The sequence below is a fragment of the Actinomadura sp. NBRC 104425 genome (genome assembly GCF_030269545.1).
In the GTDB taxonomy this organism is placed as follows: domain Bacteria; phylum Actinomycetota; class Actinomycetes; order Streptosporangiales; family Streptosporangiaceae; genus Spirillospora; species Spirillospora keratinilytica.
Genome location: NZ_BSTN01000006.1, coordinates 214,269 through 229,300, shown reverse-complemented (window position 1 = coordinate 229,300; position 15,032 = coordinate 214,269). Strand labels below are relative to the sequence as shown.

At 72.9% G+C, this 15,032-nt stretch carries 15 protein-coding genes; 11 read left to right on the top strand and 4 right to left on the bottom strand.

Annotated elements, in window-relative coordinates; translation table 11 throughout:
* The first annotated feature begins 126 nt into the window (after positions 1-126).
* From QSK22_RS12390 to QSK22_RS12375, 4 genes are read left to right on the top strand one after another with little or no spacing between them, the layout of a single operon-like run.
* Positions 127-1,110: an ABC transporter ATP-binding protein gene (locus QSK22_RS12390; RefSeq protein ID WP_285494246.1), complete on the top strand. Its 984-nt coding sequence runs from the start codon at positions 127-129 to the stop codon at positions 1,108-1,110.
* The gene (locus QSK22_RS12385; RefSeq protein ID WP_285494245.1) at positions 1,107-1,985 is read left to right on the top strand and encodes an ABC transporter permease; all 879 of its coding nucleotides are present in this window, start codon (positions 1,107-1,109) and stop codon (positions 1,983-1,985) included. Before QSK22_RS12390 ends, QSK22_RS12385 begins: the two co-directional genes overlap by 4 nt.
* Positions 1,982-2,893, top strand: a complete 912-nt coding sequence (locus tag QSK22_RS12380) for an ABC transporter ATP-binding protein (protein WP_285494244.1) — start codon at positions 1,982-1,984, stop codon at positions 2,891-2,893. The genes QSK22_RS12385 and QSK22_RS12380 overlap by 4 nt, the downstream gene beginning before the upstream one ends.
* A complete protein-coding gene (locus tag QSK22_RS12375) occupies positions 2,890-3,606 on the top strand; it encodes an ABC transporter permease (protein ID WP_285494243.1) in 717 nt (238 codons plus the stop codon). The genes QSK22_RS12380 and QSK22_RS12375 overlap by 4 nt, the downstream gene beginning before the upstream one ends.
* 8 nt (positions 3,607-3,614) lie before the next feature.
* On the opposite strand, the gene coaA is transcribed toward QSK22_RS12375, so the two are convergent.
* Complete coding sequence (gene coaA, locus QSK22_RS12370; RefSeq protein WP_285494241.1) at positions 3,615-4,553, bottom strand: type I pantothenate kinase; 939 nt, start codon at positions 4,551-4,553, stop codon at positions 3,615-3,617.
* 154 nt (positions 4,554-4,707) lie between these two features.
* Here coaA and glmS point away from each other — a divergent pair, with 154 nt between their 5' ends.
* Complete coding sequence (gene glmS / locus QSK22_RS12365) at positions 4,708-6,555, top strand: glutamine--fructose-6-phosphate transaminase (isomerizing) (RefSeq protein WP_285494240.1); 1,848 nt, start codon at positions 4,708-4,710, stop codon at positions 6,553-6,555.
* Between the two features lie 323 nt (positions 6,556-6,878).
* Here the strand turns inward: glmS and QSK22_RS12360 are convergent, their stop codons facing one another.
* From QSK22_RS12360 to QSK22_RS12350, 3 genes are all read right to left on the bottom strand, one after another.
* Positions 6,879-7,085: a DUF397 domain-containing protein gene (locus QSK22_RS12360; protein WP_285494239.1), complete on the bottom strand. Its 207-nt coding sequence runs from the start codon at positions 7,083-7,085 to the stop codon at positions 6,879-6,881.
* 155 nt (positions 7,086-7,240) lie between these two features.
* On the bottom strand, positions 7,241-7,468 hold the full coding sequence (locus tag QSK22_RS12355) for a DUF397 domain-containing protein (protein WP_285494238.1): 228 nt from the start codon (positions 7,466-7,468) through the stop codon (positions 7,241-7,243).
* A 249-nt stretch (positions 7,469-7,717) separates the two neighbouring features.
* Positions 7,718-8,593: a helix-turn-helix domain-containing protein gene (locus tag QSK22_RS12350; protein WP_285494237.1), complete on the bottom strand. Its 876-nt coding sequence runs from the start codon at positions 8,591-8,593 to the stop codon at positions 7,718-7,720.
* A gap of 225 nt (positions 8,594-8,818) precedes the next feature.
* On the opposite strand from QSK22_RS12350, the gene QSK22_RS12345 reads away from it, so the two are divergent.
* The 6 genes from QSK22_RS12345 to tsaB all read left to right on the top strand — a co-directional run bounded on the left by QSK22_RS12345 (position 8,819) and on the right by tsaB (position 15,021).
* Entirely contained in the window at positions 8,819-10,333 is a 1,515-nt protein-coding gene (locus QSK22_RS12345; protein ID WP_285494236.1) for an NAD(P)H-hydrate dehydratase, read from the top strand.
* A gap of 236 nt (positions 10,334-10,569) precedes the next feature.
* Entirely contained in the window at positions 10,570-11,727 is a 1,158-nt protein-coding gene (gene alr, locus QSK22_RS12340) for an alanine racemase (RefSeq protein ID WP_285494235.1), read from the top strand.
* Complete coding sequence (locus tag QSK22_RS12335) at positions 11,720-12,820, top strand: alpha/beta fold hydrolase (RefSeq protein WP_285494234.1); 1,101 nt, start codon at positions 11,720-11,722, stop codon at positions 12,818-12,820. The genes alr and QSK22_RS12335 overlap by 8 nt, the downstream gene beginning before the upstream one ends.
* 107 nt (positions 12,821-12,927) lie before the next feature.
* A complete protein-coding gene (gene tsaE / locus QSK22_RS12330) occupies positions 12,928-13,395 on the top strand; it encodes a tRNA (adenosine(37)-N6)-threonylcarbamoyltransferase complex ATPase subunit type 1 TsaE (protein ID WP_285494359.1) in 468 nt (155 codons plus the stop codon).
* A gap of 135 nt (positions 13,396-13,530) precedes the next feature.
* A complete protein-coding gene (locus QSK22_RS12325) occupies positions 13,531-14,283 on the top strand; it encodes a hypothetical protein (protein WP_285494233.1) in 753 nt (250 codons plus the stop codon).
* A 54-nt stretch (positions 14,284-14,337) separates the two neighbouring features.
* Positions 14,338-15,021, top strand: a complete 684-nt coding sequence (gene tsaB, locus QSK22_RS12320; RefSeq protein WP_285494232.1) for a tRNA (adenosine(37)-N6)-threonylcarbamoyltransferase complex dimerization subunit type 1 TsaB — start codon at positions 14,338-14,340, stop codon at positions 15,019-15,021.
* The last annotated feature ends 11 nt before the right edge of the window (positions 15,022-15,032 follow it).

Sequence of the window (15,032 nt, the reverse complement as noted above, 5' to 3'; positions counted from 1 at the left end):
TTGGACGCGGCGGCGGTCTGCAGCGGGCGGATGGGCGTCGGCGGTCCTCCGCAGGACGGAGCGGACGCCCGGACGTAGGACCTGAGGGGGACGTGCCGCACCGCGCGAGCCACTAGGTTCGTACGCATGCCGATCATCGCCACGCAGGGACTGACGATGCGCTTCCCGCGGGTGACCGCCCTGGACGACCTCACCATGGCCGTGGAGCCCGGCATCGTCGGGCTGGTCGGCGCCAACGGCGCCGGCAAGTCCACGCTCATCCGCATCCTGCTCGGCCTGCAGCGCCCCACCGCCGGCCGGGCCAGCGTGCTCGGCCTGGACATCGCCCGCGACGGCGCGCGCATCCGCGAGCGGGTCGGCTTCATGCCCGAGTACGAGTGCCTGCCGCCCGACGTGTCGGCCACCGAGTTCGTCGTGCACATGGCGCGCATGTGCGGGCTGCCGCCCGGCGCCGCCCGCGAACGCGCCGCCGACACGCTGCGCCACGTCGGCCTGTACGAGGAGCGGTACCGCCCCATCGGCGGCTACTCCACCGGCATGCGGCAGCGGGTCAAGCTGGCGCAGGCCCTCGTCCACGACCCGCGGCTGGTGTTCCTGGACGAGCCCACCAACGGGCTCGACCCGGCCGGCCGCGACGAGATGCTCGGCCTCATCCGGCGCATCGGCACCGAGTTCGGCATCAGCGTGCTGGTCACCTCGCACCTGCTGGGCGAGCTGGAGCGGATCTGCGACCACGTCGTGATCATCGACGGGGGGCGGCTGCTGCGCTCGCAGGCCGTCGAGGCCTACACCGCGGCCAGCGGATCGCTGACCGTCGAGGTCGACGAGGGCCGCGACCGGCTCGGCGCGCTGCTGGCCGGTGTGGGGCTGGCGGTGCGGCCCGAGGGCCGGTTCCTGGTGGTCGACGTCGCCGACGAGAACACCTACGACCTCATCCGCGACGGCGTCGCCGACCTCGGCCTGCGGCTGATCCGGCTGGAGCAGCGCCGGCACCGCATCGAGGAGGTCTTCGCCGCCGGACCGCCGCAACCCCCCGGCCCACCCGGGCCGCCCGGACCACCGGGCCCGTCGGTCCAGTCCGGGGCGTACCCGCACGGAGGACCCCGATGACCACCAGCATGATCCACGACATCGGGTACCGGCGCTACGAGGGCCGCCGCCTGGGCCGCGCGTACGTGCTGCGCTCGATGTACGTGCACAACCTGCGCGCCGCCTTCGGCCTCGGCCGTCCGGCCCGCGCCAAGGTCATGCCGTTCCTGCTCGCCGCGATCATGCTGCTGCCCGCGGTGGGCGCGGTGGCCGCGGTCGGGCTGGCCGACCTGACCGATCCGCCGATCCGCTACTCCCAGTACGCGGTCAGTTTGCAGGTCATCATCGCGATCTTCCTGGCCACGCAGGCGCCCGTGCTGGTGTCCCGCGACCTGCGCCACCGCGTGGTGCCGCTGTACTTCTCGCGCCCCGTCGACCACCTGGACTTCGTGCTGGCCAAGCTGGGGGCCCTGGCCACCGCGCTGTTCGGGATGATGGCGGTGCCGGTCACGGTGATGTACATCGGCAGCCTGGTCAACAAGATGCCGCACGCGTCCCGGCACCTGGCCGAGTACCTGGCCGCGCTGGCCGGGTGCGCGCTGCTTGCGCTGGTGCTGGCGGCGATCGGGACGGTGGTCGCCGCGTTCACCCCGCGCCGCGGCTTCGGGGTCGCCGCCGTCGTGGCGGTCTACCTGCTCAGCGCCACGTTCGTGCTGATCCTGCAGGGGCTGGCCGAGCTGCGCACCCAGTTCGCCCTCGCCGGGTGGATGGGGCTGTTCACACCGTTCAACCTCGTCGACATCGTGCAGGTGCGGCTGCTGGGCGCCGAGCAGTCGTCGGCCGCGGTGGCGCCCGGCCCGGTCGGCGGCCTGGTCGCGCTGCTGCTGTGCGCCGTGCTGGTCGTCGGCTCGGTGCCCGTCCTGTACCAGCGGTTCCGGAAGGCGGGCCTGTCGTGAGCGAGCTTCGGCTGGAGAACGTGTCGCGCTGGTACGGCAACGTCGTCGCCGTCAACGGGGTCTCGATGACGATCGGCCCCGGCGTGACGGGCCTGCTCGGACCCAACGGTGCGGGCAAGTCCACGCTGATCCACATGATGGGCGGCTTCCTGGCGCCCTCGTCCGGCACGGTCGAGCTGGACGGGCGGCCCGTCTGGCGGAACCCGGAGGTGTACCGGTCGCTCGGCCTGGTGCCCGAACGGGAGACCGCCTACGACTTCCTCACCGGCCGCCAGTTCGTCGTCGCCATGGCCAAGCTGCACAAGCTGCCCGACCCGGCCGCCGCCGCGCGCCGCGCCATCGCCCTGGTGGAGATGGAGCACGCGCAGGAGCGCGTCATCGGCACCTACTCCAAGGGCATGAAGCAGCGCATCAAGATGGCCTCCGCGCTGGTGCACGACCCGCCCGTGCTGCTGCTGGACGAACCGTTCAACGGCATGGACCCGCGGCAGCGGCTGCAGCTGATGGAGCTGATCCGCGCCATGGCCGCCGAGGGCCGCACCATCCTGTTCAGCTCGCACATCCTGGAGGAGGTGGAGCGGCTGGCCGGGCATATCGAGGTGATCGTGGCGGGCCGGCACGCCGCCTCCGGCGACTTCCGCGCGATCCGGCGGCTGATGACCGACCGGCCGCACCGCTTCCTGGTCCGCTCGGCCGACGACCGCCGGCTGGCCGCCGCGATCATCGCCGACGGGTCGTCGCGCGGCGTCCACCTCACCGAGCAGGGCCTGGAGGTGGAGGCCGTCGACTTCCAGCGCTTCACCTGGCTGCTGCCCCGGCTGGCGCGGGATGCGGGCGTGCGCCTGCTGGAGGTCTCCCCGTCCGACGAGTCCCTCGAAAGCGTCTTCTCCTACCTGGTGAGCCGATGAACGCGACGATCGCGTCGATCACGTTTCGCGCCATGCTGGGGCGGCGCCGCGCCCTGCTGCTGCTCGTCCTGCCGTTCCTGCTGCTGGCGCTGGCGATCGGGCTGCGCGCCGCCGACGTCGCCGACCTCGACGTGTCGGCGGGCGTGCTGCAGCGGTTCGGCCTGGCCACGCTGCTGCCGCTGCTGGCGCTGATCGCCGGCACCGGCGTGATCGGCCCGGAGATCGACGACGGCCAGATCATGTACGTGCTGACCAAGCCGATCCCCCGGCGGGTCATCGTGCTGACCAAACTGGCGGTGGCGATCGTGCTGGTGGTGGCGTTCGGAGTGGTGCCGACGCTGCTGGCCGGGCTGGTGCTGACCGGAACCACCGCCCAGGTCGCCGCGGCCTTCACCGCGGGTGTACTGGTGGGCGGCATCGCCTACACCTCGCTGTTCGTGGCGCTGGCCGTGCTCAGCCGCAACGCCGTCACGATCGGCCTGCTGTATGCGCTGGTGTGGGAGGCGCTGCTGGGCAGCGTGGCGCCGGGGGCGCGTTCGGCGTCGGTCCAGCAATGGGCGATGTCGGTCACCGACGCGCTGACCGACGCGTCGGCGGTGACGTCCACCGTGCGGCTTCCGGTGGCCCTGGCGCTGCTGGCCGCGGTCGCCGTCGCGGGCTGCGTGCTGGCCGTCGCCCGGCTGCGCACGCTGCCGGTTGCCGGTGCGGAGTAGCGCGCGGCTCAGATGCGGCGCAACCGGACGCGCTGCACGCTGTGGTCGCGGGCCTTGTGCAGCACGAGGGTGGCGCGGCCGCGGGTCGGCAGGATGTTGGACACCAGGTTGATCTCGTTGATGTCGCGCCACACCCGCTGCGCGAACGCGGCGGCTTCGTCCTCGTCCAACTGGGCGTACCGGTGGAAGTACGAGCGCGGGTCGCTGAACGCGGTGCGGCGCAGTGCGAACAGCCGTTCCACGAACCAGTGCCGGATGTCCTCGACGCGGGCGTCCACGTAGATGGAGAAGTCGAAGAAGTCGGCGACGGCGAGCGTCCCGGCGGGGGAGGGCTGCAGCACGTTGAGGCCCTCCACGATGAGGATGTCGGGACGCCGCACGGTCTGCCGTTCGTCCGGCAGGATGTCGTACTCCAGATGCGAGTACACCGGGATGTCCAGCTCGGCGGCGCCCGCCTTCATGGACTGCACGAACCGCACCAGCGCCCGCCGGTCGTAGGACTCGGGGAACCCCTTGCGGTCCATCAGGCCGCGTTCGGTGAGCACCGCGTTGGGGTACAGGAAGCTGTCGGTCGTGACGAGTTCCACACTGGGGTGCTCGGGCCAGCGCGCCAGCAGCGTCCGCAGCAGCCGCGACGTGGTCGACTTGCCCACCGCCACGCTGCCCGCCACGCCGATGACGAACGGGGTGGGCCGCACCGGCTCGCCCAGGAACCCGCTGACGGTGTCGCGCAGCCGCCCGTCGGCCACGAAGAACAGGTTCAGCAGCCGCGACAGCGGCAGGTAGACCTCTTCGACCTCGGTGATGTCGATCGGGTCGCGCACTCCGCGCAGCGCGTCCAGTTCTTCGGGGGTGAGGGGCAGCGGGGTGTTCTCGCGCAGCGCCCGCCACTGCTCTCGGGAAAGCTCTACGTAGGGGCTCGGCACGGCGTCCCATCCGCTCGTCATGGGCTGACACCCTAGCCGTCAGTCCATTGTTCCGCCGCGCCGGGGGCGAGCCGCAAGGGCGTCTCCCGCAGTTCACCATCCGTACACGCTGTAGCCGTTCACTTTGGCATTCGCTGGTGGGGCCCATGAGCCGGCACCCAATAGGCTTGCCGCCATGTGCGGAATCGTTGGGTACGTCGGCGACCGGCCGGCGTTGGACATCGTGGTCGAGGGGCTGGCGCGGCTGGAGTACCGCGGCTACGACTCTGCCGGTGTGGCCGTGCTCGCCGACGGGAAGCTGGCCACGGCCAAGCGCGCCGGCAAGCTCGTCAACCTGCGCGGAGCGCTGGAGAACGACCCGCTGCCCGACGGGACGCTGGGCGTGGGGCACACCCGGTGGGCGACGCACGGCCCGCCCAACGACCGCAACGCCCACCCGCACACCGACTGCGCCGGGACGGTCGCGGTCGTCCACAACGGGATCATCGAGAACTTCGCCCGGCTGCGCGCCGAGCTGGACGAGGGCGGGCACGCCCTGGACTCCGACACCGACACCGAGGTCGTCGCGCACCTGCTGGAGGACGAGCTGCCGCGCGCCGGCGGCGACCTGACCGAGGCGATGCGCCGGGTGTGCCGCCGCCTGGAGGGCGCGTTCACGCTGGTGGCGGTGCACGCCGACGACCCCGGCCGGGTGGTGGGCGCGCGCCGCAACTCGCCGCTGGTCGTCGGGGTCGGCGACGGGGAGAACTTCCTGGCCAGCGATGTGGCGGCGTTCATCGCCCACACCCGGGACGCGATCGAGCTGGGCCAGGACCAGGTGGTCGAGCTGCGCCGCGACGGCGTGACCGTCACCGACTTCGACGGCCGTCCCGCCGAGATCCGCGAATACCACGTCGACTGGGACGTGTCGGCCGCCGAGAAGGGCGGCTACGACTACTTCATGCTCAAGGAGATCGCCGAGCAGCCGCGGGCGGTCGCCGACACCCTGCTCGGCCGGATCGGCGCGGACGGCCGCCTGGTGCTGGACGAGATGCGGCTGTCCGACGAGCAGCTCCGCGAAATCGACAAGATCATCATCGTGGCGTGCGGCACCGCCTACCACGCCGGGCTGATCGCCAAGTACGCCATCGAGCACTGGGCGGGGCTGCCCTGCGAGGTGGAGCTGGCCAGCGAGTTCCGCTACCGCGACCCGATCCTGACCCGCACCACCCTGGTCATCGCGATCTCCCAGTCCGGCGAGACCATGGACACGCTCATGGCGGTCCGGCACGCCCGCGAGCAGCACGCCAGGGTGCTGGCGGTGTGCAACGTCAACGGCTCCACGATTCCGCGCGAGTGCGACGGCGTGCTCTACACCCACGCCGGTCCCGAGGTCGGCGTCGCGGCCACCAAGACGTTCCTGACCCAGCTGGTCGCGGTGTACCTGATCGCCCTGTACCTGGGGCAGGTGCGCGGCACCAAGTGGGGCGACGAGGTGTTCGCGATGATCCAGCTGCTGGAGCGGATGCCGGAGAAGGTGGAGAAGGTCCTGGAGACCATGGAGCCGGTGCGCGAGCTGGCCCGTTCCCTGGCGGACGGCCACTGCGTGCTGTTCCTCGGCCGGCACGTCGGCTTCCCGGTGGCGCTGGAGGGCGCGCTCAAGCTCAAGGAGCTGGCCTACATGCAGGCCGAGGGCTTCGCCGCCGGCGAGCTCAAGCACGGCCCGATCGCGCTCATCGACAAGGACCTGCCGGTCGTGGTGGTGGTGCCGCCGCGGGCCCGGGCGGTCCTGCACGACAAGATCGTCTCCAATATCCAGGAGATCCGCGCCCGCGGCGCCCGCACCATTGTGATCGCCGAGGAGGGCGACACGTCGGTCGAGCCGTACGCCGACACGCTGATCCGCGTGCCCGCCGTGCCGACGCTGCTGCAGCCGCTGGTGGCGACCGTGCCGCTGCAGGTGTTCGCGTGCGAGCTGGCCACCGCCAAGGGGCACGATGTCGACCAGCCGCGCAATCTGGCCAAGTCCGTCACCGTGGAGTGAACCGGGCGGGTCGCCGGGCACCCCCGGCGCCCCCGGACATCCCGCGCGGCCGTGCCGAGCCGCATGTCCGGCGCCTGCGACGCCCATGACGGGCTCACCCGCGGCGAGCCTCCGGCGTTCGCGGCGGGTTCGCCCGTGGCGGGCGTCCAGCGTCCGCCGCGGGCTCACCTGCCACGCATACGGCGCTCCTCGCCGACGCCTGCCGGCGCTGCGCGAGGAGCGGCCGTGCCGCATCCGCGCGCCGCTGTCTGCGGCCTGCCTGGGGAGTCGCCCGGGGCGGGCGGTGGACGTGCCGGCGCGCGGGTAGCGGTGCCGAGTTCCGATCAGGGCTCGGCGGCTGCCTTGATCCTGAAGGCGAAGGCACGCCACTCGGCCGGGGCGAACTTCAGCACGGGTCCGGACGCGCCGAGGACGCTGTCGCGAACCCCGATCGCGCCGCCGTCGAGGCGGGCGACTTCGACGCACGTGCCGTTGCCGCCGCAGCGGCCGCTGCTCTTCCAGTGCGCCGACGCCTCCTGCTGCTGCCCCATTGGCGCCTCCCGGCGAACATCCTCACAAGGGCTGGCGGCTACATGCCGACATTGCCTTATATACCCTTTGATATACGACATGTCGTCGGGCGGATGGGACAGAAAGCTGTGTCCTGCCGGTGCCGCCGTTCATGTCGACGGCACCGGCCATGCGATCAGCGGGTCCCGGCGTCCCCGGTGAGGTCGAAGCGGCCCCGCTTGACCTGCGAGACGAACGAGCTCCACGCGGTCGCGGAGAAGCTCAGCTCCGGACCCCCGTCGCGGGCGGAGTCGCGGGCGCCGATCACCCCGCCGGGCAGCGCGGCGACCTCGACGCAGGTCGTGCTCCCGCCGCAGCGCGAGCTTTTCCGCCAGCTGCCCCTGTTAATATTACCTGACGCCACTTTGCGCCTTTCAGAAGATATATGTCCGATTCGTGTTGGATGCGAATTCGCGAATACGCGTCGAGTGTCGCAGCGGCCGTCGCGGTAAACGGACCGAAACTGCGCGTCTCGATGTCCGGAGGGGTGCTGCCGGACGCCAGACACGGCGACCCTAGCAGAAATGCTCAGTGGTCTTCATGATGCCCGCGGGAAACGTCCGCGGATTTGACCTTTGTTATGCAAAGCCGTACTGACCTGCGCGGCGGCGGGTCAGACGCGGCTGCGCCACATGTCCCTGGCGGCCGCGAGGTGGATGCGAGATTCCACCGGATCGAGCGCGTCCTCGCTCATTTGCTGGTGCGCCAGCCGGGCCCGGAAGCTGACCGACTCGTCGGTCAGGTAGTCCATCGTCAGCGTCTCCGAGTAGACGATGTCGGGGAACTGCACGTCGTAGATATCGGAGAACTCCAGCAGGGTGAAGGAGGGCTCCATGACGGCATGAAATCCATCCAGCGGCAGAATGCGCAAAGAAATGTGCGGCAACTCCGCCGAGCGGCGCAGATGTTCCATCTGCTCGGCCATCACCGCCGCGTCGCCGACCCGGCGGTGCAGCACCGCCTCGTCCAGCACCAGCTCCAGCCGCATCGGGTCGGGGCGCCGCAGCACCTCCTGGCGGCGGATGCGCAGCTCGATCCGGCGTTCGATCTCCTGCGGGGAGATGCGGCGGTCGAGGTAGTTCCAGCCGCCGACGACGTGCCGGGCGTACGACTCGGTCTGCAGCAGGCCGGGCACGACCACATTCTCCCACTGGAGCTCGGCGTCGGCCTCGGTCTCCAGCGAGATCAGCTGCGCGTACCCCGGGTCGAGCCAGGGGTAGTCCTCCCACCAGCCGCGCTGCGCCGCGTCCCGGGCCAGCGCGATCAGCTCGGCCCGGCGCCGCCCGTTCACCCCGTACAGCTCCAGGAGCATCTCGACGTCGCTCAGCCGCGCGCCGGTGCGGGCGTTCTCCAACCGGCTGACCTTGGCGGTCGACCAGGACAGGCGATCGGCCACCTCGTCGCCGGTGAACCCGCTCTGCGCACGCAACCGGCGCAGCTCGGCGGCGAGGCGCTGCTGCCTGACGGACGGACGTGGGGTTGCGCTCATGCTGCGTTTACTCCGCCCCAACGAAGACCCCGAACACCTTTTGCCATTGCAGTCTGCCTCACCGGACGCCTTCAAGGCAGCGGCGGAGCCGCATTCCGGGCCTCATGGCAGTCTTGAAGGTGATCGTCGGAGCGGGCGGCGCCCCCGGACGATGATCGTGACGCGCGTGGGGACAGTGGTACTTCAGAGGCCTATGTGCAGGCGAGGGCGGAGAGGAAGCCGGGGATGAGGTACGCGCACGAGGTCGGCAAGGTCCGCGCTGCGGAAGGGGTCCTGATGGCCCGGCTGCCCGAGGGCACGCTCATGCAGCGCGCCGCCGCCGGACTGGCCGCGGTCTGCGCCCGGCTGCTGCCGCGCGTGTACGGGGCGGACGTCGTGCTGCTGGTCGGCGGCGGCGACAACGGCGGCGACGCCCTCTACGCCGGTGCCCGGCTGGCCCGCCGGGGCGCCCGGGTGACCGCCGTTCCCGCCGGCGCCCGGACCCACCGGGGCGGGCTGGCCGCCCTGCGCGCCGCCGGCGGCCGCGTGCTGGACCGGCTGGACGGCGCGGCGGTGTCCCCGTCCGCGGCCGCGGCGATCGAGGCGGCCGACCTGATCATCGACGGGCTGACCGGCATCGGCGGGACGGGCGGCCTGCGCGAGCCGCACGCCACGCTGGCCGTGCTCGCCTCCCATGCCACCGGCGTCGTGGTGGCCTGCGACGTGCCCAGCGGGGTGGACGCGAGCTCGGGCCGGGTGGACGGCGTGGCCGTGCACGCGGACGTGACCGTCACGTTCGGCACCTACAAGCCCGGCCTGCTCATCGACCCCGGCGCGGCCTGCTGCGGCGTGGTGGAGCTGGTCGACATCGGCCTCGGCCCGGACCTGCCCGACCCCGACGTGGTGGCGGCCTGGCCGGTGGACGTGCAGCCGCCCGAGCCGCGTCCGGAGTCCGACAAGTACCGGCGCGGTGTGGTGGGGATCCTGGCCGGCGGCGAGGAGTTCACCGGCGCGGCGGTGCTGTGCACGGGCGGGGCGGTGCGCGGCGGCGCGGGCATGGTGCGTTTCGCCTCCGTCGAGCGCCCCGTGGAACTGGTGCGCCGGCGGTGGCCCGAAGCGGTCACCACCGTGCTTCCCCCCGGGGTCGGCGGGGTCAAGGCGCTGGAGCGCGTGGGCCGCGTCCAGGCGTGGGTTGTGGGGCCCGGGCTGGGCACCGGCGCGGAGGCCGAGTCCCTGCTCGAAGCGGCGCTGGGCACCGACCTTCCCGTCCTGGTGGACGCCGACGGGCTGACGATTTTGGCCCGCCGCCGCGACCTGCTGCGGCGCGAGGCGCCCACCATCCTCACCCCCCACGCCGGGGAGCTGGGGCGCATCCTCGGCGTGGAGCGGGAGCTGGTCGAGGCGCGGCGGCTGGAGCACGTCCGGCGGGCCGCCGCGGAGCTGTCGGCCACGGTGCTGCTGAAGGGGTCGACCACGCTGGTCGCCGAGGAGGACCGTCCCGTCCGGGTCAACCCCACCGGCACGCCCCGCCTGGCCACCGCGGGCACGGGGGACGTGCTGTCCGGGCTGATCGGCGCGCTGCTGGCGGGCGGGATGTCCGCGTTGGACGCCGCGGCCGCCGGGGCCTATCTGCACGGTCTGGCCGCCCGCATCGCCGCTCGGGGCCCGGTCGGGGACGGGACGGGCCATTCGTCCGAGGCGCCCATCAGCGCCGGCGACGTGATCACCGCCCTGCCCGACGCCTTCCGCGCCGTGTCCTGACCGCCATACCGAACTGCATTTCCTGAATGGCAGGTCAGTGGCGAACCGATCGGTGGGGCGTAGACGTCCTCATGGGGGTAGGAACCCCATAGGTGTTCAAATGTGCGCTGGAACGCGCCCGGCACCGTCGCCGGGCGGGAACGGAACGCAGGATGCCGCCGTACAGGGCCGTGAGCAGGCAGGAAGGGCAGCGATATGGTCCGGCCACGGCTTCCGGCGCGGCACACTGGGGAATCATGAGCAGTCCAGCGCAGGCACGCATCGACCTGGAAGCCATCGGCGCGAACATCGCGCTGCTGCGTGAGCACGCCGGCGGTGCCGAGGTCATGGCCATGGTGAAGGCCGAGGCGTACGGGCACGGCCTGGTGCCCGCGGCCTGGGCGGCGCTCGCGGGCGGGGCCTCCTGGCTGGGCGTGGCCAAGCTCGACGAGGCGTTGCGGTTGCGGGGCGGGGGCGTGACCGGGGTGCGGACGCTGGTCTGCCTCTGCACGCCGGGGGAGCCGTTCGAGCGGGCGGTCGCCGCGGACGTCGATCTGGCCGCCGGGAGCGTCCGGCTGGTCCGGGAGATCGCCGAGGCGGCGGTGCGGGCCGGGCGGCCCGCCCGCGTCCACCTCAAGGCCGACACCGGCATGTCCCGGGGCGGTGCGGCCCCGGACGACTGGGCCGCCCTGGTGGACGCCGCGCTGGCCGAGGAGGCCGCCGGGCACCTGCGCGTGGTCGGTGTGATGTCGCATCTGGCGTGCGCCGACGAGGTCGGCCATCCCGCCAACGCCCGCCAGGTCGCGGTGTTCCGCGAGATGGTGGAGCACGCCGAGAAGGCGGGGGTGCGGCCCGAGGTGCGGCACCTGGCCAACTCCGCGGCCACGCTGACGCTGCCGGAGGCGCGCTTCGACCTGGTCCGTCCCGGAATCGCCACCTACGGGCTGACGCCGGTGCCGCAGCTCGGCGACTTCGGGCTGCGGCCCGCCATGACGCTGTCGGCCGGCGCGGCCCTGGTGAAGCGGGTCGCGGCGGGCAGCGGCGTGTCGTACGGGCACACCTACCTCACCGAGCGGGACACCACCCTGGCCGTGGTCCCGGTCGGGTACGGCGACGGCATCCCCCGGCACGGCTCCAACCTCCTGGAAGTGCTGGCGGGCGGGCGGCGCCGCCGCATCGCGGGCCGGGTCTGCATGGACCAGTTCGTGATCGACCTGGGCGACGACGCCCTGGCCGCCGGGGACGAGATCATCCTGTTCGGGCCCGGCGACCGGGGCGAGCCGACCGCGCAGGAGTGGGCGGACGCGCTCGGCACGATCTCCTACGAGATCGTCACCCGCATCGGTGCCCGGGTGCCCCGGGTCTACGCGGGGCGGTCCGCGACGCGGCCGCACGAAGGGGTCAGGCATGGGTAGCAGACGAAAGCTGGGCATCGCCGGTACCGTCGCGGGCATCGGAGCGGCGGGCGTGGGTGCCGCGGTGGGGCTGCGGCAGCTGGCCGTGGGGCGCCGCCGCCTGCGGCCCGATCCCGACGCCGGCGAGCCGTTCGGTGAGCTGCGCGGCCGTCCGCTGACCGTGCACGCCGACGACGGCCTGCCGCTGTACGTGGAGGTCGACGGGCCCGACGACGCCCCGATCACGGTGGTGTTCTGCCACGGCTACACGCTCAACCAGGACGCCTGGCACTACCAGCGGCGCGACCTGCCCACGCCGCGTCCGGGCCTCGGCCGGCCGCGCCTGGTGTTCTGGGACCAGCGCAGCCACGGCCGGTCCGGGCGCAGCAAGCCCGCCCACGCCACGATCGCGCAGACCGGCGAGGACCTGTACGCGGTGCTGCGCGCCACCGTCCCGGCGGGTTCGCCGGTGGTGCTGGTGGGCCACTCCATGGGCGGCATGTCGATCATGGCGCTGGCCGACCGGCATCCGCAGCTGTTCGGCGCCCAGCGCGGCAGGCTGCGCGTCGCCGGGGTCGCCCTGATCAACACCTCCTGCGGCGACATGACGGAGCTGACGCTGGGGCTGCCGCTGGTGCTGGCCAAGGCGCTGCGCCCGCTGGCGGGCGGCGCGATCCGCGGCCTCAGTCGCCAGGCCCAGCTGGTCGACCGCGCCCGCGGCCTGGCCGGCGACATCGCGTTCGTGGTGACCCGCAAGATGGCCTTCGCCGACAAGCACGTCAGCCCCACGGTGGTGGACTTCCTGGAGCAGATGATCCGGGCCACCCCGATCGACGTGATCGCCGAGTTCTACCCGGCGCTGATGGCACTGGACGAGGTGTGCGCGCTGGAGCCGATCGGGCGCGTCCCGGTGCTGGTGCTGGCCGGCGGGCGGGACCGGCTCACCCCGCCCGAGCACTCGCGGCGCATCGCCGAGGCGCTGCCGGACGCCGAGCTGATCGAGGTCGGCGACGCCGGGCACGTGCTGCCGCTGGAGTATCCGGGCGTCGTCACCGGCGGGCTGCGCCGGCTGCTCGAACGCGTCCAGCCCCGACACGAGGAGCGCACCGCTTGAGCGAGGAGGCAGGGCGGCGCCCGCAGGGCGCCCCGAAGACGAGCACGGAGACGGGCACGGGAGCGAGCGGGGAGCGCGGTTCGGGGGAGACGCCGGCGAACGCCACCGTGACGGTGCGGGTGCCGAGCGCGGAGGACATGCGCACCTTGGGGCTGCGCCTGGCCGGGGGGCTGCGCGCCGGGGACCTGCTGGTGCTGACCGGCGACCTCGGCGCGGGTAAGACCACCCTGACGCAGGGCATCGCCGAGGGGCTGAAGGTGCGCGGCCCGATCACCTCGCCCACGTTCGTGATCGCGCGGGTGCATCCGCCGCTGGCCGGGGGGCCGCCGCTGGTGCACGTCGACGCTTACCGACTGGACGGTTTCGCCGAACTCGATGATCTTGACTTGGACGCCGAGATCGCCGAATCGGTGACCGTCGTGGAATGGGGGCGGGGGCTGGCCGAGGGGCTGGCCGACGACCGGCTGGAGATCGTGATTTCCCGTTCCGGCGACACCGACGAGCGCACCGTGACGATCACCGGGGTGGGCGCACGCTGGGCGTTCGCGCTTGGCGATCTTGTTGACGAAAGATGACGACATCGGTGGGCGGCCATTGGTGAGCCGTTTTCGATAAGTGGGGGCTCGACCACTTCCGGGGTGGATGTCGTACTCTTCGGTAACGAACTCTTCATCCGACTGACAGCTTTCCTCGTTCGGGAGTGGATGCCGGTGAGTGGTAGCCATCGCGGCGGCAATCACCGCGCGGGCAGCGGCAGCCACCGGCGCGTCGGCCGCGACCGCCGCCCCGGACGCCGCCTGGCGGCCCTGCTGGCGGGCGTGACGACGGGCGTCGGGGTGTGCGTGCTGGCGGCCTTCGTCATCATCAGCGGCCTCGGCGTGGGCCGCGACGGCGGCGGATCCGGCGAGGTCATCGGCAGCGGCGCCGCCGAGACCACCCCGGCCCGCGGCGAGCGCACCCAGGTCCCGGACGCCTGCGAGGTGCTGAGCAGCGAGATCACCGACCGGCTCGCCCCCGGCGCGCAGAGCAACCCGGCCGACAACTACCAGGCCAGCGACCAGCAGAGCGAGTGCGTGTGGGGCGCCTACAACGGCAAGCGCAAGCGCCAGCTCACCGTGGAACTGCGGGCGATCACCAGCGGCCAGGGCGGGCCCGTCGAGGCCGCCCGGCGCACCTTCGCCGACGAGCGCTCCGCCGACGAGTCCGGCAAGGCGCTGCTGGTCGGGCAGGAGCTCACCGACAAGCGCGACATCGAGGGCGTGGGCGACGAGGGCTACGTCGTCTACAGCGTCGACAAGGGGCAGGGCTCCGGCGAGGCCGTCGCCAACGTGCGGCTGGGCAACGTGCTGGTCACCGTGCACTACAGCGGCGGGGACGGCGGCGACGCGCTCGGCTCGTCCGCCGCCATGGACGGCGCCGAGGAGGCCGTCAAGGGCGCCGTGGACGCTCTGGACGCGAGCTGATCCGGCGGCCGGGCCGGGCGCACGTCCCCCCGGAACGCACTACGCTTGCAGTTCGTGCTGGTCCTGGCTTTCGACACCGCCACCGCCGCGGTGACCGTCGCGCTGTACGAGTGGTCCCCCGGCGAGGGAGCCGTCCGCCGCGGCGGCGTCGAGGCCGTCGACCGGCGCAGGCACACCGAGCTGCTCACCCCGGCCATCGCGCAGACGCTGGCGGAGGCGGGCGCCGCCCCGCAGGACCTGCACGCCATCGCCGTGGGCGTCGGCCCCGGCCCCTACACCGGGCTGCGCGTCGGGCTGGTCACCGCGCGCGCGATGGGCGACGCGCTGAAGATCCCCGTCCACGGCGTGTGCACGCTGGACATCATCGCCTGGGAGTCGCGGCGCGAGGAGCCGTTCGTCGTCGCCACCGACGCCCGCCGCAAGGAGGTCTACTGGGCGCGGTACGAGACGGCCGCGGTGCGCGCCACCGACCCGGCCGTCGGCCCCCCGTCCGACGTGCTCGCCGGGCAGCCGGCCGACCTGCCGGTCATCGGCGAGGGCGCCGCCCTGTACCCCGAGGTGCTCGGCGCCCGCGACCGCGAGCCGCGGCCGCTGCTGCCCAGCGCCGGCGCGCTGGCCGAGCTGGTGGTGACCCGGCTGTCGGGTGCGCCCGGCCCCGGCCTGCTGCCGCCCGAGCCGCTGTACCTGCGGCGCCCCGACGCCCGCGAACCCGGCCCGCGCAAGAGGGTGTCGCAGTGAGCGGCGTCCGG